The sequence below is a fragment of the Luteimonas sp. Soil_C_5 genome, from assembly GCF_057656615.1.
This window is the reverse complement of the sequence record NZ_JBDGKA010000002.1, coordinates 761,780-788,225: the sequence shown is the minus strand read 5'-3', so window position 1 is coordinate 788,225 and position 26,446 is coordinate 761,780. Positions and strand designations below refer to the sequence as shown.

The window sequence follows — 26,446 nt, the reverse complement described above, 5'->3', positions numbered from 1 at the left end:
CCATGAGCGACGAATCCAACAAGCCCGGCACCACCCATTTCGGTTTCCGCGATGTCCCCACCGGGGACAAGCAGAAGCTGGTCGGCGAGGTGTTCTCCTCGGTCGCAGGCAACTACGACCTGATGAACGACCTGATGAGCCTCGGCATCCACCGGGTGTGGAAGCGCTACTTCGCCGCGACCGCGCAGGTGCGCACCGGTGACCGCGTGCTCGATCTGGCCGGCGGCACCGGCGACATCGCCGCGCTGCTGAAATCCCGCGTCGGCGAATCCGGCGAGCTCGTGCTCGGCGACATCAACGCCTCGATGCTGCGCGTCGGCCGCGACCGCATGACCGACCGCGGCAACGTACGCGGCTTCGAGTACGTGCAATGCAATGCCGAAACGCTGCCGTTCCCGGATGCCAGTTTCGATCTGGTGACGATCGCCTTCGGTCTGCGCAACGTCACCGACAAGGACGCCGCGCTGCGCGAGATGCTGCGCGTTCTGAAAGTTGGCGGCCAGGCGCGCGTGCTGGAGTTCTCGGAAGTGAAGGCGGACTGGTTCAAGCCGATCTACGACTTCCATTCCTTCCAGATCATGCCGCGGCTGGGCAAGCTGTTCGCCCGCGACAGCGACAGCTACCAGTACCTGTCGGAGTCGATCCGCAAGCACCCGCCGCAGGATGCGCTCAAGGGGATGATGGAAGCGGCCGGTTTCGCGCGCTGCAAGTACCGCAATCTCAGCGGCGGCATCGTCGCGATCCACGACGGCTTCAAGGCCTGAATCCACGGCCGCGGCCGGCGTCGCCCCCTGCAGGGTGACGGCTGGCCGCTTCAGGTGCCGGACCGGGGGCGCGGTAGAATCGACGCCTTGTTCCCCCGTGTGGATTCCCCCGATGCGCCCACTCCGTACCGCCGGCCTGCTGGCGATGGCCGTCCTCGCGCTTGCCGCCTGCAATCGTGAACAGGCACCCGCCGCTGCGACGGCCAACACGCCGACCGCCAGTGCCGCCGCCAGCGGTGACCGCGACGAACACTCCTATGCCGAGCCGGCCAAGGTGGTCACCGACGACCTGGCGCTGGACATCGCGCTGGACTTCGATGCGAAGACCATTGCCGGCACCGCCACCTACACCCTGGACTGGAAGGACGACAGCGCGACCGAGCTGGTGCTCGACACGCGCGACCTGACCATCCAGAAGGTCGAGGGCGAAGCCGCCGGCGGCCAGTGGCAGCCGCTGCAGTACGCACTCGCCGCGGCCGACCCGACGCTGGGCAGCAAGCTCACCGTCGAAACGCCGGAGCGCAACGCCAAGGTCCGCGTGACCTACGTGACCTCGCCGGATGCCTCGGGACTGCAGTGGCTCACGCCGGAGATGACCGAAGGCAAGCAGCTGCCTTTCATGTTCAGCCAGTCGCAGCAGATCCACGCGCGTTCCTGGGTGCCGCTGCAGGACACGCCGGCGATCCGCTACACCTACACCGCCCGTGTCACCGCGCGCCCGGACGTCATGGTGCTGATGAGCGCCGACAATGACCCGGCGGCCCAGCGCGACGGCGAATACAGCTTCTCGATGCCGCAGAAGATTCCGTCGTATCTGATGGCGATCGCCGCAGGCGACCTGGTGTTCAAGCCGATCTCCGGCCGCGCCGGCGTGTGGGCCGAGCCGGCGATGGTCGATCGTGCGGTCGAGGAATTCGCCGACACCGAGAAGATGATCGAGGTCACCGAGCAGCTCTACGGTCCCTACCGCTGGGAGCGTTACGACCTGCTGATCCTGCCGCCGTCGTTCCCGTATGGCGGCATGGAGAATCCGCGTCTGTCGTTCATCACGCCGACCGTGATCGTCGGCGACAAGTCGCTGGTCTCGCTGATCGCGCACGAGCTCGCGCACAGCTGGTCCGGCAACCTGGTGACGTTCTCCAGTGCCAAGCACGGCTGGCTCAACGAGGGCTTCACCAGCTACGTCGAGAACCGCATCGTCGAGTCGGTGTACGGCAAGGAAGTCAGCGACATGGAGTACGTGATCGCGCGCAACAGCCTGGCCGACAGCATCGCTTCGATGCCGGAAGCCACGCAGGCGCTGGCGGTCAAGCCGGACGTCGAACTCGACGCCGACGACGCGCTGAGCGCGGTGTCCTACGACAAGGGCGCGTGGTTCCTGCAGTTCCTCGAGCAGCGTTTCGGTCGCGAGAATTTCGACGCCTTCCTGCGCGGCTACTTCGACCACTTCGCGTTCCAGAGCATCACCACCGAGCAGTTCCTCGCGTACGCCAAGGAGAACCTCTTCGACAAGTTCCCGGGCACGGTCACCGACGCCGAAATCCAGGAATGGGTCTACGCGCCGGGCATTCCGAACTATGCGCCGCAGGTGATGTCGCGCAACTTCGGCATCGTCGATTCCGCGCGCCTGGCCTGGCTGGGCAGCCCGGAACTGCCGCCGCGCCAGATCACCGATGCGTGGTCCACGCAGGAGTGGCTGCACTTCCTGGAAAGCCTGCCGCAGACGCTGACCGTCGAGCAGCTGGCGCAGCTGGATGCGGCGTATGCGTTCACCGGCACCGAGAACGGCGAGATCGCGATGCGCTGGTATCCGCTGGCGGTGCGCAGCGGTTACACGCAGGCGAACGAGGCGCTGGCCGAGTTCACCGCGCGCGTCGGCCGTCGCAAGCTGATCATGCCGATCTACACCGCGCTGGTGCAGACCGAGCCGGGTCTGGCGCTGGCCAAGGACATCTTCGCCAAGGCGCGTCCGGGCTATCACCCGATCACGACCGCGTCGGTCGAGGCGCTGATCAACGGCGCCAAGCCGGCTCCGGCTCCGGCCGCACCGGCTGACGCCGCACCGGCGCAGGAAGCGGCCCCCGCGCCCGCCAACTGATCGCACGTCGACGCTGTAAGCGAACGGCCGCCGCAGGGCGGCCGTTTGCGTTCGGGGCGGTCGACAGACCGCGTACGCGTGGCGACGTGTGCTCGGCGACCTGCCGGCCTCGCGCGTCACGATTGCGTCCGCGTCCGCCTGCACGTGCGGGCGTGCCGACCGTGTCTGCCATGGCTGCACGCAGCCGGGTGCCGCAAACGTTTGGGCCAACTCGCTGCAGATCCGAGCCGATGCGTGCGCCGCCTCGCGCGATCCCGATACGCGCGGTAGGCACGAGGCGTCAATCACGCCTGGCGGCGATCGAGGTTCCAACGCCGATTGCCGACGTCGATGCCGTGGTGTTCACAACGCGTTTGACCGGATCGGCTCGCAAACGCGCTGCGCTTGATGTGTTGCCGATCCTGCGCAGGCAGGGCAACGCGCTTCGCGACACCCGCTACGATCGTGCGGCGCCACGCGCGACGCCGGCACCTTTCCATTGCCGCGCGGGCTCCACATCCACATCTGAGCCGGTCGCACCGCGTTCGCCAGGACGCTTCGGACGCGCGAGTCGCTACGATCGTGCGGCGCCACGCGCGACGCCGGCACCCTTCCATTGTCGCGCGGGCTCCACATCCACGTCTGAGCCGGTCGCACCGCGTCCGCCAGGACGCTTCGGACGCGCGCGCCGCTTCGATCCTGCGACGCCACGCTGGCATGCCCTCCATTGCCGCGCGGCATGCCCCATCTCCGCGTCCAGCCACTCGCAGCACCGCGTCCGCCAGGACGCGCCGGACGCACGCCGCTTCGATCGCGCGGCGCCACGCGCTACGCTGGCACGCCTTCCATCGCCGCGCGCCAGGCACGCCACCGCGTCCAGACCGCCGGCAGCCCGCTTCCACGAGGACGCTCCGCATGACATCCCGAACCCTGCTCGCCGCTGCGCTGCTCACCGCGCTGCTGCCGCTGACCGCCTGCCAGGACCGCGAAGCCCGGGCCGCCGCGCAGGCCCAGGCCCAGGCCGCGGCCACCGAGGAGCAGGCCGAAGCCAGTGAGCGTGATTTCCAGGCCGCCGTGGAGGCGGAAAACTGGCCGCTGGCCAAGGCCCAGGCCGACGTGCTGCTGGCGCGCTTCCCGGGCACCGAGGCCGCCGATCGCGTGCGGACACAGTTCGATGCGGTCCGCGAGAAGGGCGATGCCGAGCGCGAGAGCGCACGCACCGCGGCGCTGTGGAGCTACGACACGCGTCCGGCCGACGGCGGCCAGCAGGTCTCGGCCACGCTGTACGCGCGCGACGCCGTCGATGTCGACGGTACCGGCGCCAAACGCGTGCGCCTGATCTTCCGCGACCACCCGTCCTGGGGCCGCAGCAGCTACCTCGTACTGGAGGCCGGCGATTTCGACTGCTACCCGAGCTGCCGCGTCCCGGTGCAGGTGGACGACGGCGCACCGCAGCGCATGGCCGCCAACCGTCCGCAGACCGACGAGGCGATCGCGATGTTCATCGACGACGAACGCGCACTGTGGCGCCTGCTCGACGGCGCGAAAACGGTCACGATCGAGTTCCCCGCCAAGGCCGGCGGCACCCGCCGCGCCGTCTTCGAAGTCTCGGGCCTCGACCGCGAGCGGATGCCTGGCTGGAACTGAGCCCCGGCGCGTCGCGTCCGAAGCGACATCGCGATGGCAGGCCTCGAACGCCCGTCATTCCGGCGGCTCGTGACTTCCGAATGACAGGTCATGCCGGACGTGCCCACAACAGCCGAATGGCGGGTCACGCCGGACTTGACCCACGACAGCCGAATGGCGGTCCATGCCGGAAGCGCCTTATGACAGCCGAAGGGCGGGTCATCCAGTGCCTGGGATGACGTCCCCCAAACATCAGGCTCGAACCATCAGGGCACATGACGTCATTCCCGCGAAGGCGGGAATCCAGGGACTTGGCTGTACCGCGAATCATGGACATGCGCTCGGCACGACAAGACACGATCTAATTGTTAGCAATGGTCCGGAGCAGCCGACTCGCAGTCAGCGCTTTGCGTGGCGAGGGACTCGGAGCCCCGGTCTACCAATCCCGTCATTCGAGCGGGTTTTTAACAGCCGGATGGCTGGTCAGGCCATACGTGCATCACAACGGCAGAATGGCCGGTCATCCAGCGCCTTTGGCAACGCTGCCGAACCCCATGCACCCGCGATGAGGCAGCAACGAAAAAGGCGTCAGCGCGCCACCTTCGGACACCCGGCCACCCCCACTCAGCGACAGTTGGCCTGCGCAACCGCCAACCGCTGCGACGCCGCATTGCGCTCCCGCGAGATCGCACGCTGCTGGGCATCCCGCTCCGCGCGCAGGCCCGAACGGTCGGTCAGATCAGTCGCATCCGCCGCAGTCGCCGCGCGGCGGGTTTCGGTCGAGGCCAGACGCCGCTGCGCTGCGGCGATGCGCTGATCCGATGCCGGCTGCACCATGCGCTCCGCGGTCTGCAGGCAGCGCTGCTGCGGCGACAGCGCCGGCATGGGGCCGACGGGGCGGGTGACGTCGTTGGACAGCTGACGCGGCGGCTCGGCCGGACGCAGCGTCGTGCGTGACGGCGGCTCGGCCGGATTGCGCAGTGTCTGCGCCGACGCCGTGGACGCGGCGGACAACGCAAGGATCGCGATCATGAGCAGATGGCAGCGCATCGGACCTCCAACGAACGGTGTGCGGACGTCGGTCCGCCAACTACAGAGATGACCGTTCGAGCGCCTCGCTTCAAGGCATGCGGCCGAGCGAAGCAGTATCGGTTCATCGTCTGCCCTTCAGGCACCGGACACCGGTACCGCAGCCGGCGCGCGGCGTGAACCGGAGACCTCGTCCACCGGGCACAGCCCGGCAATGGGCGAAGGCGGTTGTCCCGGCACCTCAGCGGGAATCGCCACCGGCTCATCGTCCGGCAGCATGCGCGCGCTGCGCCAGCCGCCCCAGCGGTAATAAGCAATCGCCAGCACCATCGCGCAGATCGCGCTTGCCGGAAAACTCCACCAGATCGCATCGGTGCCCAGCACCGGCTGCAGCCAGGTCGCGAACGGCACGCGCACGCCCCACAGCGTGACCGCCAGGATCAGCAGCGGCGGTAGCACGGCGCCGGTCGAGCGCACCACGCCAAACAGCACGAAGGTCACGCCGAAGAACAGGAACGACCAGATCGCGATCCGGTTCAGATGGCGCGCGGTCTCCAGGATCTCGCCGCCGGCCGGCAGGAACAGCGCCAGCGCGTGACGGTCGAACAGCAGCAGCGCCGCGATCAGCACGCCGGTCATCAGCAGATTGAACGCCACACCCGTGCCCGCCACGCGCGACACCCGCGCCCACTGGCCGGCGCCCACGTTTTGCGCCGCCATCGTCGAACACGCTGCGCCGATCGCCATCGCCGGCATCTGCACGTAGGTCCACAGCTGCAGCGCTGCGCCGTAGCCCGCCGCGGTCACGATGCCGTGGCGGTTGACCATGGCGATCATCGCGATCATCGCCGCCGACAGCATCACCATCTGCAGGCCCATCGGCAGGCCCTTGGCCAGCAGCGTGCGCACGATGGTCCAGTCCGGCAGATAGAGCGCGCGTTCGCTGCGATGGATCCACAACCGGTGCTTGCGATGCCGCAGCCACGCCAGCATCGCGACTACGCCCAGCGCATTGGCGACCAGATTCGCCGCCGCTGCGCCGGCCATGCCCATTGCCGGCAACGGCCCGACGCCGAGCAGCAGCAGCGGCACCAGCACGATGTCCAGCGCGACCACCAGCAGCAGGAACAGGAACGGCGTGCGCGAATCGCCGGCGCCGCGCAGGATCGCCGACAGGAACGCCAGCGCGTACAGGAACGGCACCGCCAGGAAGATGATCTGCAGATAGGCCTCGGCGTGCGGCAACGCCTCGGCCGGCGTGTCCATCCACGTCAGGATCCGCCCCGACAGTGGCAGCCCGGCCAATGCCACCAGCACCGATGCGCCGAGGAAGGTCGTCGCGCTCGTGCCGATCACCCGTCGCGCCGCGGGCAGATCGGCGCGACCCACGGCCTGCGCGACCAGGATCGTCGCCGCCATACCCACGCCGAACACCGCGCCCAGCAGCAGGAACAGGATGTTGTTGGCATTCGCGATCGCGGCCAGCGCATCGGGCCCCAGCAGATGTCCGATCCAGATCGCGTTGATCGATCCGTTCAAGGACTGCAGCACATTGCCGCCGAGGATCGGCAGCGCGAACACCAGCAGCGTGGCGGCGATCGGCCCGCGTGTGAGGTCGCGGGACGGGGTGGCGGGGTGCGAGGCGAGCCGGGGCATCGGCCTATTGAATCCCGTGGCGGATCGCGAGGGGGTGAGCGCGGCGCACCGGTGACGCTGCCGATAGGACCGGTTGCACAGCCGATCGCAAGGACGCCCCTCGCCATGCCGTCGCCGACCTGCGTGCGGAGGGGGCACGCCAGCGCGTCAGTGGCGCATCGAATGGCGCAATTGTTATGTTATTTTGTATCAAATTACGCATTCAGTTTGGGTGGCATCTGAAGGCCGTCCGTGGGGGGATGGAGCGGAAGCAACGTGGCGCGCCGGGGACATTGGGCGCTGTCGCGGCTGGCAAACCCGTATCGACGCATTTCGCGGCACGCGCGCGCCGTCTCGTGGCAGAGGCGCGCGGGCTGCCTGGCGTGTCTTGCGGGCATGGGCGCGTGCCCAGCGACCGCATTTCGAGAGGGCAGTCGCACCCACGGGTGGAATGCCGCGCCACGGTGACATTGGACACACCCACTGGTTGCACACGTTTTCGAACCGTTGGAGAGATCTGGAATGCCCAAGCGCACTGTGTTGTCCGCCCTCATCGCCGGCGTCATCGCGATCCCCGTCGTCGCCGCCGCCCGGGATCACCGTCCGAGTGCCGTCGAGCTCGACACGGTCATGGTCGAGGGTGTCCGTCGGGAAAGCACGCTGGGTATCCCGTCGCAGATCCTGGCAGGCGACGACCTGGCGCGCAGGCGGCAGGCCGGCATCGGTGAAACCCTGTCGGGCCTGCCGGGCGTGCATCTGGACAACTTCGGCGGCGGTGCCTCGCGGCCCGTAATTCGCGGTCAGACCGTGCCGCGCATCGAGGTGTTGAGCAACGGCTCCCAGTTGTTCGATGCCTCGTCGGTGTCACCAGACCATGCCATCACCACCGACCCGCTGCTGCTCGACGCCATCGAAGTCGTGCGCGGCCCCGCGGCCGTCCGCTATGGCGGCAATGCCAGCCATGGCGCCATCGATCTCATCGACGGCAAAGTGCCCACCGCCATTCCGGCAGACGCCGTCAGCGGCGCGTTCGAAATGCGGTACGGAACGGGTGATGGCGAGACTGCAGGCGTCGGGCGCGCGACCGCAGGTGCCGGTGCATTCGCTTTCCATGCAGAGGCCGCGCATCGCGACAGCAACGACTACAAAGTGCCCGCGGGGTTCGGCCGCGACACGCTGGAGGATTCGTTCGCCAGCAGCAAAACCCATGCAGTAGGCGGCGCCTGGATCACGTCAGGCGGGTACGTGGGCGCCGCCTATACGCGACACGGCAGCGACTACAGCCTGCCCGGCCACTCGCACGGAAATGGCGTCTGCCATACGCATGGTCTGGATCTGCATTGCGAGTCGCACGGCATCTGGGATGACGCGTTTCTGGGATCGGACGATTCCCACACCGCGCGCATCCGGCTCGACAGTGAGCGCTTCGATGTCCGCGCCGATCACGCTGCGCCAGTCGCGGGCGTGGAACACGTCCGCGTGCGTCTGTCCTATACCGACTACGCACACGACGAAATCGATGGCGATCTCACCTTCGCCCATTACACGCAACGCGTACATGACGGGCGGATCGAGCTGTCGCATGCGCCGCTGTTCGGCGTGACAGGCACCGTGGGGGTCCAGGTCACCGACGGCACCTTCAGCGGTCTGGACTACGCCGCGTACGCGGACCCGGTCGAGTTCGGTTTCGTCGAGCCCGTGGATTACAGGACCCGGCAGTCCGGCCTGTTCCTTCACCAGCAACGCGCATTCGGTCCGGTCACTGTGGAGTGGGGACTGCGCAAGGACTGGTACGAGATCCGCATCCCGCTGCCGCGCTTCATCATCCGGCCGGAGGACATGGCAGAGATCGCGGAGATCGAGAGGTTGATGGGACTTGCGCCCGGCGGCTACATGGAGATCGTCAACGACGGCTTCAGAAGACAGCACCCCGGTGCACGGCACCAACCATTGGCCGTATCCGCCAGCGCGACGTGGCAGTTGGCTGACGACCTGTCTGTCGCGGCGTCATTGGGCCGTACCGAGCGCGTACCCGGCGTACGCGAGCTGTACGCACTGGGCAACAATCTGGCGACCAACAGCTACGAGGTCGGGCTTGCGCAGACCTGGCGGGCGTCGTCTCGGCTTCCGGACGCGCGAACGGACGTTCTGGAAACCACCCGTTCGCTGGATGTCACGCTCCGCAAGGGAGGCGATCCATGGTTCTTCGAGATCGGCGCATTTCATCGCGACGTCGACGACTACGTCTTCGCGCGGCTGATCGAAACCGAAACCGAAGGCGGCGCACCCCATCACTACCTGGTCTACACGGCTGCTGGCGCGCGCTTCACCGGCCTCGATGGCCATGTCGGCTACCGCTTCACGCCCCGGCACCAGGCAACGCTCTTCGGTGATTACGTTCGCGCAGACCTCGTCCGGGAAGACGACCGGATGCCCCGCATCCCGCCGATGCGCCTGGGCGCGCGCTACGAGGGGGCGTGGGGTCCATTGACCACCGAGTTCGAGTACGCGAGGACCTTCCGCCAGGACCGCTTCGCTTCCTACGAGACAGCGACCGGTGGCTACGACCTGGTCAATGCCACGCTGGCGTATCGCATCGACACCGGACGGTCACAGCCGCTCGAGTTGTATCTGCGCGGCACCAACCTGACCAACCAGCTGGCGTACGTCCATACGTCGTTCGTCAAAGCGCAGTCGCCTTTGCGTGGACGAAACCTCGCGCTGGGACTGCGCTACCAGTTCTGATCCAGAGCGTTGTCGATGCACCCGGGGGCCTGCGCTTTCGCATCCGTCGCATCCGGGGCGTCTGCAGGGGACACCTGCAGTCCGAGGATCGACGGACGGGTGAAGTCCATCGCGCGTTTCGAGCGCCCGCGATGCGGGTGCCGCGATTGCCCGAGAAGCAGATGCGAACAAGGCATGCAGTCGAATCCTCGAAATGCGCATCCCGATCTCCGGCGTGCGCGCCGAACACCGCCTCTCGTGCGGCGTCGGCGCGCTGCCCGCTTCCTGTAAGCTGCGCGCCGCTGCGCGGCCATTGGCGTCGCGCGATCACGCAGGAAAGCGGCATGTCGGCAATTCGATCTCAGGCGGTGCGTTCACAGGTCAGCCCTTGGCGCACTGCAGGCGCGAGCGTCCTGGTGATGATGCTGTCGAGCTGCAGTTCGATCCTCGATTTTCCGCAGAACGTGCCACTGCTCAACGATGGCTTCGGCAGTCCACAGCTCGGTCAGCAGGACCGCACGGTCGAGCACGACACCTACATGGCGATGCCGGCGTTCGGCGAGATCATGTTGACGCTGCCGGCTGGCACGACGATGGGGCAGCAGCCTCACGGCAGTCCCCCGGTGTCGCTGTCGTACGACAAGAATCGCGCCGGGGGCCTGCGCAGGCGCAGCCTCGGCGTGCGCGGCCTGGCGCCGGATGCGGACGGCTTGCTGCGCCTGCCGGTCCCGCATATCGCCGGTTACCACCCGACCTCGCTGCTGGTCTGGGTGCGGACGACCGAAGCCGATGGTCCGCGCGACATGCGTGTCGACTTTCCACTTACCGAGACCGCGGTCATCGACCCCGGGGATGCCGATCGCCACACCGCGTTTTGGCGAGATCAGGACGGGCAGTGCATGCAACGCGGCCGCGTCCAGCCGATCGAATACGCGGACGACACTGAGGCGACGATCAATGGCGAGCGACATCCGTTCCTGTTCGACACCGCATTGGATGGCCTGTGCGTCTTCCGGTTCCCGCAGATGCGGTCGATCGTCGAGGCGGTCACGCCCGGTGAGGTGCTGCGCTCGCCGGTGCGCATCCGCATTCCGCAGGTCTACCAGCAGCCGCAGTTCCGCAGCGTCTGGCAGCCGGCTGCCGGCGCAGCGACTGCGGGCGCCGAACGCTAGTTTGGATCCAAGGAATTAATTGGACCTGACACCGTTATCCCCTCGACGTCGTCGAAGTGCGCCCGAACGACAGCATCCACTGGAGCCCCGGCCTGGATGCCATCGGCCGCGTCGGCATCGATATGGGGCTGGAGTGGGGCGGCAACTGGACGACCGTCGTCGAGCTTGCGCACGGCCAGCTCGACACCGGCCTGAGCACCGCGGACATGCGTAGCCGGATCGCGAACGGCAATGTCGACGGACGGGTTCGTCAATCTGCGTTGATACCTGGACCGGTCAGCTGCAAGACGCCCTGTCTGCTGATGGGCCGAGTGCGGGCGCCCGGCACCTCGAAACCGCTCGCTGCCCGGGCAGAGGCGGCGACGTTCAACTCAGACGTTCGAGCTCGGACGCGCGCTCGGCCGTCATCTCCAGGATGCACGACGCCTTATGGATCGCAGCCGGCGTGCCGCCATCCGGATACGCGTAGACGCTGCAATTCGCATCCCGGTATTGCATCCACAGCCGCTGCGCTGCCACGAGCGCCGTGAGCCGAGCGCTGTAGAACTGCCCACGCAGCGCGCGGTACGTCTCGTTGAGCCGTGCGTCCTGACGAGAGGTTTCGGCGGCGATGCACTGCAGGACATCCGCCGTGACTCCGCCCGCGCGCGCCATGCAGTCGCTGTAGTCGGTGCTGTAGACGTGATCACCCGCTGCAACGGGCAGGCTGGCACAGCAGGACAGAAGTGCGACAAGCGGCCATCGGGTCATGCGGTACTCCGTGCGTGTGGTGTGCAGCCGAGCGCTGCAGGGAACAATTGACTCGATTCCGGGTGCCGGCACGCGCCGCCTCGCGCATGCACCGCAGGCCGGCGACGCTGCGAACGTTACGCCACGTCTGCACGCATTACAGCAGCCAGCGCGACACGCGCGCCGGGCGCATACGAGACCTTCGGCCCCGTGTGCAGACTGTCTCCGCACAGCGGGGAAACACATGCAGGCGGGCAGCTGGAACCGGCAGTCTGTGGATCCCGCTACTGCGCGGTGGGTCTGTCAATTCACAAATTTACGGAACAGCTCCGATCGTCAGCCGGGTCGGCTCGGGTCAGTTCGACAGTGCCGAGATCGTGGATGCGAGCCACCGCGAAATCGGCGTTCCAGCCCGCACGCTGCGACACAAGCCGCGGCTGGTAGCCCGCGCTGCAGATCCACAGGAACTGGCGGACCTGGGCCTCCCCCATCACGGCTGTGATCCTGCGCCGGGAATCCGGCGCAAGTTGGACACCGCCGCCGGCGTCGCTCCGCGCCAGAATGCGTGGCTGCCCTGCATCGAGGCGATCGTAGACGAAGGCCCCGGAAATCGCTGCTTTCGTCTTCGCATCCACAATGGACGCGCGAACGCCGTCGTGGATGACGACCTGGCGCGGCAGGCAGCCAGTGAGCATCAGCAGAGCAATCAGGATGGCAACGGCGCGCATGCGCGAGATCTCCGGACACTTGTGTTGTATCGCGCCGGATCAAACGCGACCGACATGACGGTGAGGGGGCGACAACGTGCCCTGCAGTCCTGGTATGCGGAGAGCGCTGGCACGCAGGGGTCGCAAGTCTGACATCCGTCCCGCGCGCGAAGCCAGGTCGCATGCGCCGGGCGCGTCGAAACCTCCATCTCCACCGCCAGCGTGCGCGTCGATCACCGGCTGCAGCGCGGCGCCGGCGCCTGCGGGTGCCGAGCGCCAGTTGGGAGCTAGTGCATGAGGTGAATCTGGCGCCGTTATCCCCTAAGTAAACTTGACCCCGTTAGTTGCGTACTAATTATCGGATTCTCCAATCACACGCGCCCGGCTGAAGCCGATAAATCCGAAACCCATGTAAGTCACGTCTTCCGCCACTTAAGCGGAGTTAGCGTGATGACCGGTTCTCAGGCGACGGCTACCAGCTGCACCGTCGTGGATAGTTGGGAATGCAGGAGCTCCCCGCCAAGAGTGTGGGCCGTGAGGTCGCGGACAGCACTGCGGTATGGCTGAACGTTGCAATTCCGCCCATCTCGTACTCGATCACCCAGTGGGCGCCCAGCAACTCCGTCCGGGTAAGGCGTCGCCGAGGCAGCCGTCTTCTTCAAAGATGACATCGGTCGCATTCCAGTCGCCGTTCGAATCGGCAAAGGAGCATTCGTCACACAAGGTCACAAGCGCGCGCTGCACCTCGGCCGGCAGGTAACGCAGTGAAGCGATCGGTGGATCTTTCGGTTCAAGCGGCTTCGTAGGGACGACATGCAAGGCTGCATTAGCGCGATCCAGATGGACGCAGAGCAATACGGACGCGAAGAAGAGCGTCACCGTCATCGCAGTGATTCGCCACCAGTTCACCGCAGCAGCGCTGTCGACCAGGCTTGGTATCTTATCCATGTCCGTGAGGGGGCAGGCGCAGAAAAGCGATTCCAGTTCAACTTCAAAACGCTTCTGGCGATCCCTGCCGCTTCAAGTCACATGTAAGTAAACCTGACCCCGTTAATCCTTGAAACCTCCATCTCCAACGCCAGCATGCGCGTCGATCACCGGCTGCAGCGCTAGTTGGGAGCTAGTGCATGAGGTGAATCTGGCGCCGTTATCCCCTAAGTGAACCTGACCCCGTTAGTTGGCTTATGGCCCCCGCGCGTCACCCTCCGGGGCCTGTGTCGGGGCGCACCGCACCTGCTCCGCTTGGGATCGGGTTGCCTCCTCTACCTGCTCCCGCCATTGCTGGCCGGCCGGCGACTGCATCAGGTGCTCCGTCGCTTCGCGAATCGCATCGCCGCCGCGGTGCAGTGAATTCAGCAGATCGTCCACCGGCGAGCGCGGAACGTCCGTCGTGCGGGCCCCGAGTTGCAGGGCGACGGATCCCACTGTTTCCGGTCCCGCGATCCCGTCGACGTCAAGGCCTTGGTCTCGTTGGAACATGCGCACTGCATAGGCAGTTTCGGGCCCGAAGCGACCGTCGATCGAGAGCGGCCGCCCGTCCCGACCTGCGTAGTCGAGGCGTACGAGATCCGCCTGCAACGCACGCACGGCCTCGCCCTGCGAGGATTCTTTCAGCAACTCATTCGAGGGCTGGACATTGCCGCCCGAGCGCGCCGGTGCGAGAGGACTCTGCGTCCTCGCATCAGTCTCGATCGCGGTTGCCGCGTGCCATGCGGCATCGCGTGACAGCCCCTGAACGTCCGCACGCGCATACGCGTCGCGCATCCGGTCGAGCGCATCTGCGCTCTGTTCCAGGGTGATGTGCGCGCGGTTGGCGCCGCCGTAATAGCTGCGTCCCTCTTTGAAGGGATCGCCGAAACTGGCCCATTCGCGCGCCAGGCCGAGTTGAGCCTGCTCACGCGTGACCCCTGGCACGCCCATGATGTAGTCGCGCACAGCCGGCTGTTTTTCGCGCAGCAGATAGTCGGTGAAAATGCGGTCCTGCAGCTCGGGCGTGAACGGTGTATCGCGCGTGATGCCCAGCCGGGCTACGGCGGCGTCCATCGTTGAAGGAATGATCTGGTACTTGCCGACCGCGAAAACGCGATCGGGATCGGTTCGCGGCAGATGTTGCAGGTCCTGCAATGCGCCGACGCTGAGCCGGGAGAAATCGGTTGGCGGCTCGCCGGGGCGGATGCGCTCCCGACCGCTTGCATCGACGTAGGTACCGCGATTGAAGGCGTTATAGCCGGCAGCGCCGGATTCGCCGCGGTACATCAGGTCGTGAAGTGGATTTCCCATCGTTGTACCCCCGTCCTTGGAGACCCTCGGCTGTCACAGCCTCGGAGCGTTGCGTTTGACTTCACTGCGTTGCGTTCGGAACGAATTCCCATTCCGAAATCTGCAAACCGGCGTCATCGCCCGTATCACGCCAGGCATCGATCTCGCCGTAGGCGCGCGCTTCGAGATCCTGCGCGCTGTCCGAATGGCCGAAACGCATCAGGCAGCGCGCATCGCTGCTGCAGGACTGCAGTTCCGGAAGGTCTTCGCATAGATGGCAGGCTGCCAGTTGCGGGCTGCGCGCACACACGGCGTTCGCGTCGTCGCCGATCAGATCGGTCGTGCAACTGGGGCTGGCTCGCGGCGTCCAGCCGTGTGCCAGCACCCGCTCACGGAACGTGGCATAGGCCATGCCCGCATGCAGATCCGAGATAATCGCCATGCCATCCGTCGGCACGTTCTCAGAGGGCTGCGCTGAGGTTGCCGTCTGCGGAGCCGAGGGTGCGTCCGCGCCACCACATGCCACCAGCAGTGCGGCGCCCGAAAGGGCAATGACGCGAAAGAATCCGATGAGTCGATGCATCTTGGTGTCTCCGGGGAAGTCTGGAAAGTCGCCCCTGCCAAGTGCCCGATTCTCTACTTCACACACGTCCGGCTCAAGCCGATAAATCCGAGTTCCGTGTCAGTGGCGTATGACTGCCTTTGCTCACGTGTAACTCTGCGTGGCGGGCAGCGGCAGAAAAATCCAAGCGGATGACCGCGGCGCAGGTGTGGACGGCGTGCCGAGAAGACTTCAAGTGATTTGATTGCTTCGAATTGGCGCGAATTGTCTCTTTCGTTCAAATTCCGACGCATGAATGGAGTCGCGTCGTGAACTGCCTTGGTTGATTCAGGCTCAATCCAGGCGCCCAAAGAACGCGCTGATTTGCCGATGGATCCGGTCAAGCTGCCCGGCCTCCAAGCCCAACGTGATGGTGCTGTGCCAGCTTTCATGAGATCCAAGGAAGTTCAAGGTTGCCGTAAGCGACACGTGGCCTGACAGATCTGTCGCGGCGAGTAGCGAAAACTCACCCTCAAGGGATTCCGATCGTTTTTCGCCCCTCCATCCCTTCCAGTTATCGGCCAGATCGTTGAAAAAGTCGCTCGGATCCGCGCCATATGGGGGGTTGTCAACTTGCACCTCGGCCACAAGCCCAGGTGCCTCCAGTCGAATACTGTAGGTATCAAGCCAACTGTCCGCGTTGCGTAAGCCCGCACAGAACTTGATTGCGTGCCCGCTAACGCTCAGCAGGACGTTCGGTTCTTGCATGTTTGGCCCGATTCCAGAGATTGAACCGAATTGAATAACCGCTCCGGGTTCATTTCAAGCGATTCCGGGCATGGCTGCCTGAAGTCGTAGAGGGTGACTCGATCGCGCGCGATTACTGCTGCCACCAGTCCTCGACTCGATGGAGCGTGTGGATCGCCATTGGAATCCATGATGCAATCAGAAGAGAGCCGTATATCGCCGTCATCATCGTGGCGTCCCCATTATGGTCTATGTAGACGTTTCGAAATTCGAATATTGCCAGCACAGCGCCGATTGCCGTGGCAATGGTCGCGATCTTCGAATGCTTGATCGCGTAGTCCCGTGATCGGTAGCGGCTTTTTACTGTAGAAATAACCATTACGACAAGGTAAGCCAGCGCCAGCGGCGTCACTACGAAAATCAAGTACAGCATAGAAAGGACGCCGGTATAGTCCGATGCCCACGCGACGCCGGGAAGCGTCATCAGGATCGTGAGGGCTGCGATACGGAGTGTGCGCATACTGGTTTGGTGAGTGAGCCTCGCGAGCGCGGGCATTGCGTTGAGTATCGGCCACAGCAGTCGACTCCGGGAAGTGGAAAATCTGAAACTCGGGCGGATGCTGCGTGCGACGCAGGCGCTCGTGGCAGGCGGACGTGCCGGTGCAATGCGACCGCCGGCAGATGCCGGAGTTGCGACTAGTGTCCAGGAGGAAAGCCTCTCCGAATGGGGTGAAGCGCTAGTGCGGCTCGGGTTTGCGTAGCAGGCAGCGTTGGCGAGAATTCCAGACGTTGCCAGTGTCCGGGCGCCGGGTGAGATGCGGCGGAATGTAATCTGCCCACAACGCAACAGGGCGCCCCAAAGGACGCCCTGCTTTTTAGATCTTCGCAATGTCGCCTAGATCAGGCGTTCTTGCTCTCCAGTGAATACCCGAACTGCTGCCGAAACTGCAGCGAGAACTCGGCGTAATCGAAACGCTGGTTCTGCGTGCCGGGGTGCTCGACTTTCAGCGCGCCCATCAGGTTGCCGATGCGGCCGATGGTCAGCCAGTCGTAGCCCTTCTCGATGCCGAAGATCAGGCCCGCGCGGAAGGCGTCGCCGCAGCCGGTCGGGTCGGTGACGCGGCGCTCGTGGGCGGGCGGGACGTCGTGGGTCTGGCCTTCGGCGTGGATGACGACGCCCTTCGGGCCGCGCGTGCAGATGTAGGCGCGCACCTTGCCGGCGATGACGGTCTCGTCCCAACCGGTGCGTTCCTGCAGCAGGTTGGACTCGTAGTCGTTGACGACGACGTAGTCGGCCAGCTCGATGAAGTTGCGCAGTTCCTCGCCGTTGAACAGCGGCATGGCCTGGCCGGGATCGAAGATGAAGGGAATCTTGCCGTCCGAGAATTCCTGCGCGTTCTGCAGCATGCCTTCGCGGCCGTCGGGACCGACGAGGCCGATGGTCACGTTCGGGACGTCCTTCACGTGGTTTTCGTGGCTGCGCATCATCGCGCCCGGGTGGAAGGCGGTGATCTGGTTGTTGTCCAGATCGGTGGTGATGAAGGCCTGCGGGGTGAACAGGTCGGGGATCTCGCGGACCTGCGACAGGTCGATGCCGTGTTCCTCGAACCATTCGCGGTAGGGGCCGAAATCCTGGCCCACGGTGCCCATCGGGATCGGGTGGCCGCCCAGCAGCTTCAGGTTGTACGCGATGTTGCCGGCGCAGCCGCCGAACTCGCGGCGCATGCGCGGCACCAGGAACGAGACGTTCAGGATGTGCACCTTGTCCGGGAGGATGTGGTTCTTGAACTGGTCGGGGAACACCATGATGGTGTCGTAGGCCAGGGAACCGCAGATCAGTGCAGACATCGCGCGAGGCTCGTACTTGAAGAAGGCCGGGTAGTTTACGGCACCCCGTCCACCCGCCCGGACCGGGCCGTCCGACATGCCCGCAGACCGCCCGTGGAGGCCGCGTCCGGCGGGCGCAATCAGGGGTAGCCCCAAGCCGCGGAGCAGCGGCTTTTTTGCTAGGCTAGCGAGCTTGTTTCGCCTCCCCTGACGGACGCCCATTTCCGATGTTCAAGAAGTTCCGCGGCCTGTTTTCCAACGACCTGTCCATCGACCTGGGCACCGCCAACACCCTCATCTTCGTCCGCGGCCAGGGCATCGTGCTCAATGAGCCGTCGGTCGTCGCTGTCCGCCAGGACCGCTCCGCCGGCCAGAAGGTCGTCGCTGCCGTCGGCTCGGAGGCCAAGCAGATGCTCGGCCGCACGCCCGGCAACATCACCACGCATCGCCCGATGAAGGACGGCGTCATCGCCGATTTCACCTACACCGAGGAGATGCTGAAGTACTTCATCAAGAAGGTGCACAAGTCGCGCTTCCTGCGTCCCAGCCCCCGCGTGCTGATCTGCGTGCCGGCCGGTTCGACCCAGGTGGAGAAGCGCGCGATCAAGGATTCGGCGCTCGAAGCCGGCGCCCGTGAGGTGTCGCTGATCGAGGAGCCCATGGCGGCCGCGATCGGCGCCGGCCTGCCGGTGACGGAGGCGCGCGGCTCGATGGTCGTCGACATCGGCGGCGGTACGACCGAAGTCGCGGTGATCGCGCTCAACGGCATCGTCTATTCGCAGTCCGCCCGCATCGGCGGCGACCGCTTCGACGAATCCATCATCAATTACGTGCGCCGCAACCACGGCATGCTGATCGGCGATGCGACCGCGGAGCGGATCAAGCTCGAGATCGGCTGCGCGTATCCGCAGGACCCGGTGATGGAGATGGAGGTCTCGGGCCGCCATCTGGCCGAGGGCGTGCCGAAGATCGTCTCGATCAGCTCGGCCGAAGTGCTGGACGCGCTGCGCGAGCCGCTGTCGGGCATCGTCGAGGCGGTGAAGCAGGCTCTGGAGCAGACCCCGCCGGAACTGTGCGCCGACGTCGCCGAGCGCGGCATCGTGCTGACCGGTGGTGGCGCGCTGCTGCGCGATCTCGACCGCCTGATCAGCGAGGCCACCGGCCTGCACGTGCAGGTGGCCGAGGATCCGCTGACCTGCGTGGCCCGCGGTGGCGGCCGGGCGCTGGAGCTGCTCGACCTGCACGGCAACGAGTTCTTCGCCGCGGAATGACGGCGGGACGGGGGCTCGGGTGACTGGCGATGCGTGAACACCCCGGCGCATCTGCTTCGGCGTGTGCCCTACGTGCCGGGGCGCCGGACCAGAAGTTCCGTTGCGCGCGTCGTGCCATCCCGCAGTCCCCATTCCAGACTCACGGCCCCTAAGTGTCTTCTTCCGCCAGTTCCCCGGCCCCACGCCCCGGCGACGTCGCCGGCACGCTGCGGTTGCTGGCGTATCTCGCGATGTCCTGTGCGCTGCTGGTCATGGACCATCGCGGCAGCTGGCTGACCGAGGTCCGCCACCAGGCCAGCGTCGCGGTGCAGCCGCTGTGGTGGCTGGCCGGCCTGCCCTCGCGGGTGGGGTCGAGCATGCGCAACGATGCCGCCACGCGCTCGCAGCTGGCGGAAGACAACCGCCGCCTGCGCAACGAACTGCTGGTGCTGACCGCCGGCCAGGCCCGGCTGCGGATCGAGGCGACCGAGAACGCCCGCCTGCGCCGGCTGCTCGGCGCGGTCGAGCAGGGCAGCCTGGACGTGCAATTGGCGCCGGTGCTGGACGTCGATCAGGATCCCTCACGCCAGCGCCTGCTGCTGGACGCGGGCCGGCGCAACGGCGTGCGCGAAGGGCAGGGGGTGATCGATGCCGGCGGCCTGCTGGGCCAAGTGATCGCGGTCACCCCGACCACCGCCACCGTGCTGCTGCTGACCGATCTCGACCATGCCGTGCCGGTGATCGTGGCCCGCAACGGCATCCGCCTCGTCGTCTACGGCAGCGGCCATGCCGACCGGCTGACGCTGCGCAGCGTGCCGCTGTCGGCGGACGTGCAGGTGGGCGACACCCTGGTGACGTCGGGCCTGGGCGGGCGCTTTCCGGCCGGTTTCCCGGTCGGCACCATCGCCTCGCTGGAACCCGACGACAGCCGCGCCTTCCTGACCGGCGCGCTGACGCCCGCCGCCCAGGTCGACCGCGGCCGCGATGTGCTGCTGCTGCGTGATCTGGTGGTGCCGGTGACCACGGCCGATCTGGACGCCGCGGCGGCCGAGCGCGAAGCGGCTGCACGCGCCGAGGCCGAAGCCGCCGAAGCTGCCGCGCAGGCAGGCGAGGGCGGTGCACCCGTGGACGCCGCCGGCACGCCCGACGCGCCTGCCGCCACGCCGGGCACGCCGCCGCCCGCGGATCCCGCGCCACCGCCTGCGGAGGCCCCGACCCGATGAGGCAGCGTCGCAACCGCTGGCTGCTGCCGGCCAGCATCTTCGTCGCCCTGCTGCTCGGCCTGCTGCCGCTGCCGCCGGGACTTCAGCCGTTCCGGCCGTACTGGCTGGCGCTGGTGGTCGCCTACTGGGTGATCGAAGATCCCGACCGCGCGGGCCTGGGCTTCGCGTTCCTGGTCGGCCTGGTCGCCGATCTCGCCTTCGGCGGACTGCTGGGCGAACAGGCACTGCGGCTGGTGGTGCTGAGTTTCATCCTGCAGCGCTTCCGCACCCAGCTGCGGTTCTTCCCGATGCCGCAGCAGGCGCTGGCGATCGGCGGCCTGCTGCTCAACGACCGCGTCGTCAGTGCGGCGATCCATCTCGCGCTCGGCGTGCCGCAGCTGCCGTGGACCTTCTGGCTGGCCCCGCTGCTGGGCATGCTGCTGTGGGTGCCGCTGTACCTGGTGATGGACGCGCTGCGTTTCGGACGCCGGTCGTAAGGGCCGGGCTCGCATGGCCAGGCGCCGCCGACGCAGTGACATCCGCGACACCGCCGGTGAGGCGAACGCGTTCCGCCTGCGCGCGCTGATCGGTTTCGTCGGCGTGGTGGTCGCGCTGGGCGTGCTGGCCGGCTGGTACTTCAAGCTGCAGATCGTCGACCACGACGTCTACGCGATGCGCTCGGAAGCCAACCGCATCAAGCCGCGGCCGGTGGTGCCCGGGCGCGGGCTGATCCTCGACCGCCAGGGCCGGATCCTGGCCGAGAACCAGCAGGCCTACCGCCTCGACGTGACCCCCGAGGAAGCCGGCGACGTGCGCCAGCTGGTCAGCGAGCTGTCGCGGATCATCGCGCTGTCGCCCGACGAGGTGGCCCGCTTCGACAGCGAGCGCAAGGCGCAGCGCAGCTTCCGCGCGGTGACGCTCAAGCTGCGGCTGAGCGAGGACGAGATGGCGCGCTTCGCGCTGGACCGCTGGCGCTTCCCGGGCGTGGAAGTGGTGCCGTATCTCAACCGCCACTATCCGTACGGCGACCTGTTCGCGCACGTGGTCGGCTACGTCGGCCGCACCGACCAGGCCGACGTCGAACGTTACGGTCAGGCCCATCTGCTGTTCCCGCAGACCGGACGCACGGGCCTGGAGCGCTATTACGACGAGGCCCTGCGCGGGAAGATCGGCTACGAGCAGGTCGAGACCAATGTGGAAGGCCGCGCGCTGCGCCGGCTGGGTCTGCAGCCGGCGACCGCGGGTACCGACCTGCGGCTCAGCGTGGACGCCGACCTGCAGCAGGCGATGGTGCTGGCCTTCGGCGGCCTGCATGGCTCGGCGGTGGCCGTGGAGCCGTCCACCGGCAACATCCTCGGCATGGTCAGCCTGCCCAGCTTCGACCCCAACCTCTTCGTCAACGGCATCTCGCATACCGACTACCGCCGGCTGATGGACGATCCGGCGCGGCCGCTGTTCAACCGCAACGTGCTGGGCGGTGGCCCGCCGGGGTCGACGATCAAGCCGCTGGTCGCGCTGGCGGGCGTGGACAGCGGGCTGCGCACGCCGGAATGGCGGGTGTTCTCGACCGGCGAGTTCTTCATTCCCGGCCAGCGCCGCGGCTATCGCGATGCGGCGCGCGGGGCCGGCTGGACCGACCTGCGCGATTCGATCGCGCGGTCGGTGAACTACTACTACTACCAGCTCGCCTACGAGATGGGCATCGAGCGTTTCGACCAGTACATGACGCGCTACGGCTTCGGCCAGCCGACCGGCATCGACCTGCTGGGCGAGACCGCCGGCATCGTGCCGTCGCCGCGCTTCAAGGCCACGCGCTCGCGCGAGCCCTGGTACGCGGGTGAGACCGTGATCGCGGGCATCGGCCAGGGCTACTGGATCGCGACTGCGTTGCAGCTCGCGCGCGGCACCGCGGCGATCGCCAGCGGCGGCGACCTGCACACGCTGCATCTGGCGGCCGAGCGCCGCGACGGATTCGACACGCCGTGGCGCATGGTCGACCGTCCGGCGCCGACCCGCATCACCGACAACCCGGCGCATCTGCGCGCGGTGCAGGAAGGCATGGTCACCACGATCCACGGTCGCGGTACCGGCACGCGTATGGCGATCGGCGCCGAATACCGCATGGCCGGCAAGACCGGCACCGCGCAGCGCGTGAGCCGCCGCGGCAACGTGAGCACGGATCCGCGCAACCTGCCGTATCACCTGCGCCACCAGGCGCTGTTCGTCGGCTACGCGCCGGCCGAGAACCCGACCATCGCCATCGCCGTGACCGTCGAACACGGCGGTTACGGCGGCACCACCGCCGGCCCCATCGCGCGCAAGATCTTCGACGCCTGGCTGCTCGGCAAGATGCCCGAAGTCGACATCGACCCGCTGACCGGTGCGCCGCTGGCCGTGGCCGCCGCGGGCCCGGGCGCCGCACTGGCGCCCGAGGTCTCGTTCGACGCCGTGGTCGACAGCGTGCGCGTGGTACCGCCGGCGCGCCTCGGTCCCGGCAACGGAGCACTGCAGCGATGAAGGTGATCCTGCGCTGGCTGCTCGACATGTGGCTGCGGTTCGCCCGCACCATCGACTGGCCGCTGCTCGGCGGCCTGCTCGCGCTGATGGCGATCGGCCTAGCGGTGCTGCACAGCGCCAGCGGCAAGAACATGGCGATGGTCGCCTCGCAGGCCAGCCGCTTCGCGATCGGCCTGGGCGCGATGTGGGTGCTGTCGCGCATTCCGGCCGTGCAGCTGCGCCGGTTCACGCCGCTCGCCTACGCGGCGTCGCTGCTGCCGCTGATCGCGGTGCTGTTCATGGGCACGGGGCGCAGCGGCCAGCACTGGCTCAACCTCGGCGTGTTCTACGTCCAGCCGGCGGAGCTGATGAAGCTGTCGCTGCCGATGATGGCGGCCTGGTGGCTGGGCCAGCGGCCGACGCCGCCGCGGCTGGACACGATCGCGGTCGCCGCGCTGATCATCGGCGTGCCGACCGGTCTGATCCTGCTGCAGCCCGATCTGGGCACCGCGGTGCTGGTCGCCTCGGGCGGCGTGTTCGCGCTGTATCTCGCCGGGCTGTCGTGGTGGTGGTTCGTCGGCGGCGCGGCCTCGTTCGCGATGATCGCGCCGGCCGCGTGGCTCTGGTACCTGCAGCCCTATCAGAAGGCGCGGATCATGATGTTCCTCGATCCGGAATCCGATCCGCTGGGCGAGGGCTGGAACATCATCCAGTCGAAGATCGCGATCGGCGCCGGTGGCCTGGGCGGGCAGGGCTGGGGCGACGGGTCGCAGTCGCATCTGAACTACGTGCCCGAGCACACGACCGACTTCATCTTCGCCGTGTTGAGCGAGGAGTTCGGCTGGATCGGCGTCGTGGTCACGCTGGGTCTGTATCTGCTGATCATCGGCCGCTGCCTATGGATCGCCAGCGAGGCGCGCGACGGTTTCTCGCGCGTGCTGGTGGGCAGCCTCGGGCTGGCGCTGTTCGTCTACGTCGTGGTCAACGGCGGCATGATTTCGGGCCTGCTGCCGGTGGTCGGCGTGCCGATGCCGCTGCTGAGTTTCGGCGGCACCGCGGCGGTTTCGCTGCTCGCGGGTTTCGGTGTGGTGATGGCCGTGCAGGCCAGCGCACGCCGTCGACGCTGACCGGCCCGACAACCGTCGCCGACATGCCGGTGTGGGCACGGCGACGTGCGTGCTACCCTCGCCGCCGATGAGCCGACGCCCGTTTTTCCGACTGTCTTTGGCCGCGCTGCCGCTCGCTTTGGCGGCTTGCGCGACGCCTGTCAATCCATCCGATGCCGTGGCCGAGGACTACCGCACGGTCAGTCCGTTGCCGGAGGCTGCACGCCCGGAAGGCGCGTTGCTGCCCCCGGTACCGCAACCGCCCGAGCGGCCCGTGGCCCCCGAGTCGGTGACCGACCCGGCGATTCCGCGTGCGACGCGGGTCGAGAACTTCGTCACCTACACCGCGCAGACCTACGGCGCCGACCCCGCGCACATCCGCCGCACCCTGGCCCAGGCCAAGGTGCAGCAGGCGATCCTGACCGCGATCAGCCGCCCGGCCGAAGCCGTGCGCCCGTGGCGCGATTACCGCCCGATCTTCATCAACGACGCGCGCATCAATGGCGGTGTGGCGTTCTACCGCGAAAACCGCGCGGCGCTGGACAAGGTGGCCGCCGAGACCGGCGTGCCGGCCGAGTACATCGTCGCGATCATCGGCGTGGAAACCAGCTACGGCCGCGTGACCGGCAACTGGCAGGTGCTCGATGCGCTGTACACGCTGGCGTTCGACTACGCGCCGCGTGCGCCGTTCTTCGCCGGCGAGCTGGCGCAGCTGTTCGCGCTGGAGAAGGCCGAGCCGCAGCTCGACATCCGTGAACTCAAGGGCAGCTACGCCGGCGCGATGGGCATGGGCCAGTTCATGCCGTCGAGCTACCGGCTGTGGGCGAAGGATGGCGACGGCGATGGCCAGCGCGATCTGCTGACCCACAAGCCCGACGTGTTCGCGTCGATCGCCAACTATTTCGTCGTGCACGGCTGGCAGCGCGATGGCGCGGTCGTCGCACGCGCGCAGCGCGCCGACGGCGCGGCCGATTTCAAGCCCGAGAACTGGGAGCCGGTGTATCCGCTGTCGGCGCTCGCCGCGCGCGGCTACACCCCGCAGCCGGGCCAGCCCACCGCCGAGGGCGGCACGCTGCTGACGCTGGAAGGTGCCGGCGGCACGGAGTACTGGCTGGCCTACCGCAACTTCTACGTGATCACCCGCTACAACCGCTCGCCGATGTATTCGCTGGCCGTGCACCAGCTGGCCGAATCGATCCGCGCCGGGGTCGGCCGTTGACCCGTTGGCTGCTGCCGCTGTGTGCGGTGGCGCTGCTCGCCGGATGTGCCGGTGCGCCGAAGAAGAACGCGGGTGCGACCGGCAGCGGTGAACGCGTCACCGCGCCTGCGCCGGCCGGCACGCCGCCCGCCACGGCAGGCCAGCGCGTGTCGCCGTACGCGCCCGCGCAGGAAGACCCCAACACCCGCGGTCATTACACCGCCGGCGGCCTGTACCGCCCGGGCGTGCCCGACTCGCTGCCCGACTATCTGCCGAACGTGGATGCGATTCCCGAGCCCGAGGTCGTCGACCTGCCGCGTTCGCCGGTCGGCAACCGCAGCCCCTACCAGGTGCTGGGCAAGAGCTACCGGGTGCTCGACGACCACAGCGATTTCGCCGAGACCGGCACCGCGTCCTATTACGGCGCCAAGTTCCACGGCCGCCTGACCTCGAACCGCGAGGTCTACGACATGTACGCGTTCACCGCGGCGCACAAGTCGCTGCCGCTGCCGAGCTTCGCGCGGGTGACCAACCTCGATACCGGGCAGTCGGTGGTCGTGCGCGTCAATGACCGTGGCCCGTTCCACGAAGGCCGCGTCGTCGACCTGAGCTACGCCGCAGCCGTGAAGATCGGCATCCATCCCGCCGGCACCGGCCGCGTCGAAGTGCGCGCGCTGAGCCCGGGCGAAAATGCCCGCCAGTCCCGCGATGCCGTGGCTGCAGCGCCTGCACGCTCGCGCCGCGCGGCGGCGTCTGCACCGACTGCGACTGCGCCTGCGCCGACACCGGCGCCTGCAGTGGGCGCGGCCGCGACTGCGATGGATGCCATCGTCGAGGCGCTGCCGATGGCCAGTGCCCATGCCGGCGAGCGTCCGGCACCGGCGCCGACCCAGCCGCATGCAGGCGATGGCCGCTTCAACATGTACCAGAACGGCCGCGTCATGACCGCCGACGATTTCGATGCCTGGCTCGCCGCGCGCGGCCTCAAGCTCGAGAACGGCCGTCAGGTGCCGATCAATCCTGTCGCGACGGCTGCACCGGCGCCGCAGGCGGCCGCCCCCGTGGTCGCAGCGGCGACGCCGGCGCCTGCGCCGGTCGTCTCGACCGGCGGCGTGACCCTGCAGGTCGCTGCATTCGGTGCGCGTGCCAACGCCGAGCGCGCATTGGCCACCCTGCGTGGCGCCGGCATCACCGCGGCCCAGCTGCACGACGGCTCCGCGGCCGGCAAGCCGGTCTGGCGCCTGCGCGTGGGTCCGGTCGATGCCGCGCGCGTCGCTGAACTCTCGTCCCGCGTGGCCGGTCTGGGCTTTGGCGCCCCGACCGTCGTGCGCGACTGATCCCGTTTCCTGTCATCCGC

General features: G+C 67.4%; 23 protein-coding genes. 12 read left to right on the top strand and 11 right to left on the bottom strand.

The window, feature by feature from the left end:
- The first annotated feature begins 2 nt into the window (after positions 1–2).
- The 3 genes from ubiE to AC3A5K_RS08075 all read left to right on the top strand — a co-directional run bounded on the left by ubiE (position 3) and on the right by AC3A5K_RS08075 (position 4,488).
- Positions 3–764, top strand: a complete 762-nt coding sequence (gene ubiE / locus AC3A5K_RS08085; RefSeq protein ID WP_487616975.1) for a bifunctional demethylmenaquinone methyltransferase/2-methoxy-6-polyprenyl-1,4-benzoquinol methylase UbiE — start codon at positions 3–5, stop codon at positions 762–764.
- Between the two features lie 112 nt (positions 765–876).
- Positions 877–2,862: a M1 family metallopeptidase gene (locus tag AC3A5K_RS08080; RefSeq protein WP_487616974.1), complete on the top strand. Its 1,986-nt coding sequence runs from the start codon at positions 877–879 to the stop codon at positions 2,860–2,862.
- An 894-nt stretch (positions 2,863–3,756) separates the two neighbouring features.
- Positions 3,757–4,488 (top strand): hypothetical protein, encoded by a 732-nt coding sequence (locus AC3A5K_RS08075; RefSeq protein WP_487616973.1) that lies wholly within the window; start codon positions 3,757–3,759, stop codon positions 4,486–4,488.
- A gap of 603 nt (positions 4,489–5,091) precedes the next feature.
- Here AC3A5K_RS08075 and AC3A5K_RS08070 read toward each other — a convergent pair.
- Positions 5,092–5,499 (bottom strand): hypothetical protein, encoded by a 408-nt coding sequence (locus AC3A5K_RS08070; RefSeq protein WP_487616972.1) that lies wholly within the window; start codon positions 5,497–5,499, stop codon positions 5,092–5,094.
- A gap of 135 nt (positions 5,500–5,634) precedes the next feature.
- Positions 5,635–7,152 carry an MATE family efflux transporter gene (locus AC3A5K_RS08065; RefSeq protein WP_487616971.1) on the bottom strand — a complete coding sequence of 506 codons (1,518 nt, stop codon included), beginning with the start codon at positions 7,150–7,152 and terminating at the stop codon, positions 5,635–5,637.
- 501 nt (positions 7,153–7,653) lie between these two features.
- Here AC3A5K_RS08065 and AC3A5K_RS08060 point away from each other — a divergent pair.
- Together AC3A5K_RS08060 and AC3A5K_RS08055 are read left to right on the top strand one after the other, a co-directional pair.
- Positions 7,654–9,876: a TonB-dependent receptor domain-containing protein gene (locus tag AC3A5K_RS08060; protein ID WP_487616970.1), complete on the top strand. Its 2,223-nt coding sequence runs from the start codon at positions 7,654–7,656 to the stop codon at positions 9,874–9,876.
- A 323-nt stretch (positions 9,877–10,199) separates the two neighbouring features.
- Positions 10,200–11,027 (top strand): hypothetical protein, encoded by an 828-nt coding sequence (locus tag AC3A5K_RS08055; protein ID WP_487616969.1) that lies wholly within the window; start codon positions 10,200–10,202, stop codon positions 11,025–11,027.
- On the opposite strand, the gene AC3A5K_RS08050 is transcribed toward AC3A5K_RS08055, so the two are convergent.
- The 9 genes from AC3A5K_RS08050 to AC3A5K_RS08010 all read right to left on the bottom strand — a co-directional run bounded on the left by AC3A5K_RS08050 (position 11,024) and on the right by AC3A5K_RS08010 (position 17,858).
- Positions 11,024–11,281, bottom strand: coding sequence for a hypothetical protein (locus tag AC3A5K_RS08050; RefSeq protein WP_487616968.1), 258 nt, complete (start codon positions 11,279–11,281; stop codon positions 11,024–11,026). The two genes, AC3A5K_RS08055 and AC3A5K_RS08050, sit on opposite strands and share 4 nt — an antisense overlap.
- 112 nt (positions 11,282–11,393) lie before the next feature.
- Positions 11,394–11,777 carry a lysozyme inhibitor LprI family protein gene (locus tag AC3A5K_RS08045; protein WP_487616967.1) on the bottom strand — a complete coding sequence of 128 codons (384 nt, stop codon included), beginning with the start codon at positions 11,775–11,777 and terminating at the stop codon, positions 11,394–11,396.
- 287 nt (positions 11,778–12,064) lie between these two features.
- Entirely contained in the window at positions 12,065–12,484 is a 420-nt protein-coding gene (locus AC3A5K_RS08040; RefSeq protein ID WP_487616966.1) for a hypothetical protein, read from the bottom strand.
- 576 nt (positions 12,485–13,060) lie between these two features.
- Positions 13,061–13,411, bottom strand: coding sequence for a hypothetical protein (locus AC3A5K_RS08035; RefSeq protein WP_487616965.1), 351 nt, complete (start codon positions 13,409–13,411; stop codon positions 13,061–13,063).
- Positions 13,412–13,645: 234 nt separating this feature from the next.
- Complete coding sequence (locus AC3A5K_RS08030; RefSeq protein WP_487616964.1) at positions 13,646–14,743, bottom strand: peptidoglycan-binding protein; 1,098 nt, start codon at positions 14,741–14,743, stop codon at positions 13,646–13,648.
- A gap of 61 nt (positions 14,744–14,804) precedes the next feature.
- Positions 14,805–15,305 (bottom strand): hypothetical protein, encoded by a 501-nt coding sequence (locus AC3A5K_RS08025; RefSeq protein WP_487616963.1) that lies wholly within the window; start codon positions 15,303–15,305, stop codon positions 14,805–14,807.
- A 312-nt stretch (positions 15,306–15,617) separates the two neighbouring features.
- Positions 15,618–16,031 carry a DUF6228 family protein gene (locus AC3A5K_RS08020; RefSeq protein WP_487616962.1) on the bottom strand — a complete coding sequence of 138 codons (414 nt, stop codon included), beginning with the start codon at positions 16,029–16,031 and terminating at the stop codon, positions 15,618–15,620.
- Between the two features lie 112 nt (positions 16,032–16,143).
- Complete coding sequence (locus AC3A5K_RS08015; RefSeq protein ID WP_487616961.1) at positions 16,144–16,530, bottom strand: hypothetical protein; 387 nt, start codon at positions 16,528–16,530, stop codon at positions 16,144–16,146.
- 380 nt (positions 16,531–16,910) lie between these two features.
- Positions 16,911–17,858 carry a carbohydrate kinase family protein gene (locus tag AC3A5K_RS08010; RefSeq protein WP_487616960.1) on the bottom strand — a complete coding sequence of 316 codons (948 nt, stop codon included), beginning with the start codon at positions 17,856–17,858 and terminating at the stop codon, positions 16,911–16,913.
- Positions 17,859–18,064: 206 nt separating this feature from the next.
- Between AC3A5K_RS08010 and AC3A5K_RS08005 the strand changes: the two genes are divergently transcribed.
- From AC3A5K_RS08005 to AC3A5K_RS07975, 7 genes are all read left to right on the top strand, one after another.
- Positions 18,065–19,108 carry a rod shape-determining protein gene (locus AC3A5K_RS08005; RefSeq protein WP_487616959.1) on the top strand — a complete coding sequence of 348 codons (1,044 nt, stop codon included), beginning with the start codon at positions 18,065–18,067 and terminating at the stop codon, positions 19,106–19,108.
- 152 nt (positions 19,109–19,260) lie between these two features.
- Positions 19,261–20,310, top strand: a complete 1,050-nt coding sequence (mreC, locus tag AC3A5K_RS08000) for a rod shape-determining protein MreC (protein ID WP_487616958.1) — start codon at positions 19,261–19,263, stop codon at positions 20,308–20,310.
- Positions 20,307–20,786, top strand: a complete 480-nt coding sequence (gene mreD / locus AC3A5K_RS07995) for a rod shape-determining protein MreD (protein WP_487616957.1) — start codon at positions 20,307–20,309, stop codon at positions 20,784–20,786. Before mreC ends, mreD begins: the two co-directional genes overlap by 4 nt.
- A 13-nt stretch (positions 20,787–20,799) precedes the next feature.
- The gene (mrdA, locus tag AC3A5K_RS07990) at positions 20,800–22,806 is read left to right on the top strand and encodes a penicillin-binding protein 2 (RefSeq protein WP_487616956.1); all 2,007 of its coding nucleotides are present in this window, start codon (positions 20,800–20,802) and stop codon (positions 22,804–22,806) included.
- Complete coding sequence (rodA, locus tag AC3A5K_RS07985; RefSeq protein ID WP_487616955.1) at positions 22,803–23,912, top strand: rod shape-determining protein RodA; 1,110 nt, start codon at positions 22,803–22,805, stop codon at positions 23,910–23,912. The genes mrdA and rodA overlap by 4 nt, the downstream gene beginning before the upstream one ends.
- A gap of 67 nt (positions 23,913–23,979) precedes the next feature.
- Positions 23,980–25,110: a lytic murein transglycosylase B gene (gene mltB, locus AC3A5K_RS07980; RefSeq protein WP_487616954.1), complete on the top strand. Its 1,131-nt coding sequence runs from the start codon at positions 23,980–23,982 to the stop codon at positions 25,108–25,110.
- Positions 25,107–26,426, top strand: a complete 1,320-nt coding sequence (locus AC3A5K_RS07975) for a septal ring lytic transglycosylase RlpA family protein (protein WP_487616953.1) — start codon at positions 25,107–25,109, stop codon at positions 26,424–26,426. Before mltB ends, AC3A5K_RS07975 begins: the two co-directional genes overlap by 4 nt.
- Positions 26,427–26,446 lie beyond the last annotated feature (20 nt).

Bases quoted from the DNA above. Each gene is read 5' to 3' on its own strand.
- AC3A5K_RS08055 (WP_487616969.1), top strand. From the start codon at position 10,200: ATGTCGGCAATTCGATCTCAGGCGGTGCGTTCACAGGTCAGCCCTTGG.
- AC3A5K_RS08010 (WP_487616960.1), bottom strand. From the start codon at position 17,858: ATGTCTGCACTGATCTGCGGTTCCCTGGCCTACGACACCATCATGGTG.
- AC3A5K_RS08065 (WP_487616971.1), bottom strand. From the start codon at position 7,152: ATGCCCCGGCTCGCCTCGCACCCCGCCACCCCGTCCCGCGACCTCACA.
- AC3A5K_RS08045 (WP_487616967.1), bottom strand. From the start codon at position 11,777: ATGACCCGATGGCCGCTTGTCGCACTTCTGTCCTGCTGTGCCAGCCTG.
- AC3A5K_RS08040 (WP_487616966.1), bottom strand. From the start codon at position 12,484: ATGCGCGCCGTTGCCATCCTGATTGCTCTGCTGATGCTCACTGGCTGC.
- mltB (WP_487616954.1), top strand. From the start codon at position 23,980: ATGAGCCGACGCCCGTTTTTCCGACTGTCTTTGGCCGCGCTGCCGCTC.
- AC3A5K_RS08025 (WP_487616963.1), bottom strand. From the start codon at position 15,305: ATGCATCGACTCATCGGATTCTTTCGCGTCATTGCCCTTTCGGGCGCC.
- AC3A5K_RS08020 (WP_487616962.1), bottom strand. From the start codon at position 16,031: ATGCAAGAACCGAACGTCCTGCTGAGCGTTAGCGGGCACGCAATCAAG.
- ubiE (WP_487616975.1), top strand. From the start codon at position 3: ATGAGCGACGAATCCAACAAGCCCGGCACCACCCATTTCGGTTTCCGC.
- mreD (WP_487616957.1), top strand. From the start codon at position 20,307: ATGAGGCAGCGTCGCAACCGCTGGCTGCTGCCGGCCAGCATCTTCGTC.
- rodA (WP_487616955.1), top strand. From the start codon at position 22,803: ATGAAGGTGATCCTGCGCTGGCTGCTCGACATGTGGCTGCGGTTCGCC.
- AC3A5K_RS08060 (WP_487616970.1), top strand. From the start codon at position 7,654: ATGCCCAAGCGCACTGTGTTGTCCGCCCTCATCGCCGGCGTCATCGCG.
- AC3A5K_RS08080 (WP_487616974.1), top strand. From the start codon at position 877: ATGCGCCCACTCCGTACCGCCGGCCTGCTGGCGATGGCCGTCCTCGCG.
- AC3A5K_RS08005 (WP_487616959.1), top strand. From the start codon at position 18,065: ATGTTCAAGAAGTTCCGCGGCCTGTTTTCCAACGACCTGTCCATCGAC.
- mrdA (WP_487616956.1), top strand. From the start codon at position 20,800: ATGGCCAGGCGCCGCCGACGCAGTGACATCCGCGACACCGCCGGTGAG.
- AC3A5K_RS08015 (WP_487616961.1), bottom strand. From the start codon at position 16,530: ATGCGCACACTCCGTATCGCAGCCCTCACGATCCTGATGACGCTTCCC.
- AC3A5K_RS08070 (WP_487616972.1), bottom strand. From the start codon at position 5,499: ATGATCGCGATCCTTGCGTTGTCCGCCGCGTCCACGGCGTCGGCGCAG.
- AC3A5K_RS08030 (WP_487616964.1), bottom strand. From the start codon at position 14,743: ATGGGAAATCCACTTCACGACCTGATGTACCGCGGCGAATCCGGCGCT.
- AC3A5K_RS08035 (WP_487616965.1), bottom strand. From the start codon at position 13,411: ATGGATAAGATACCAAGCCTGGTCGACAGCGCTGCTGCGGTGAACTGG.
- AC3A5K_RS08075 (WP_487616973.1), top strand. From the start codon at position 3,757: ATGACATCCCGAACCCTGCTCGCCGCTGCGCTGCTCACCGCGCTGCTG.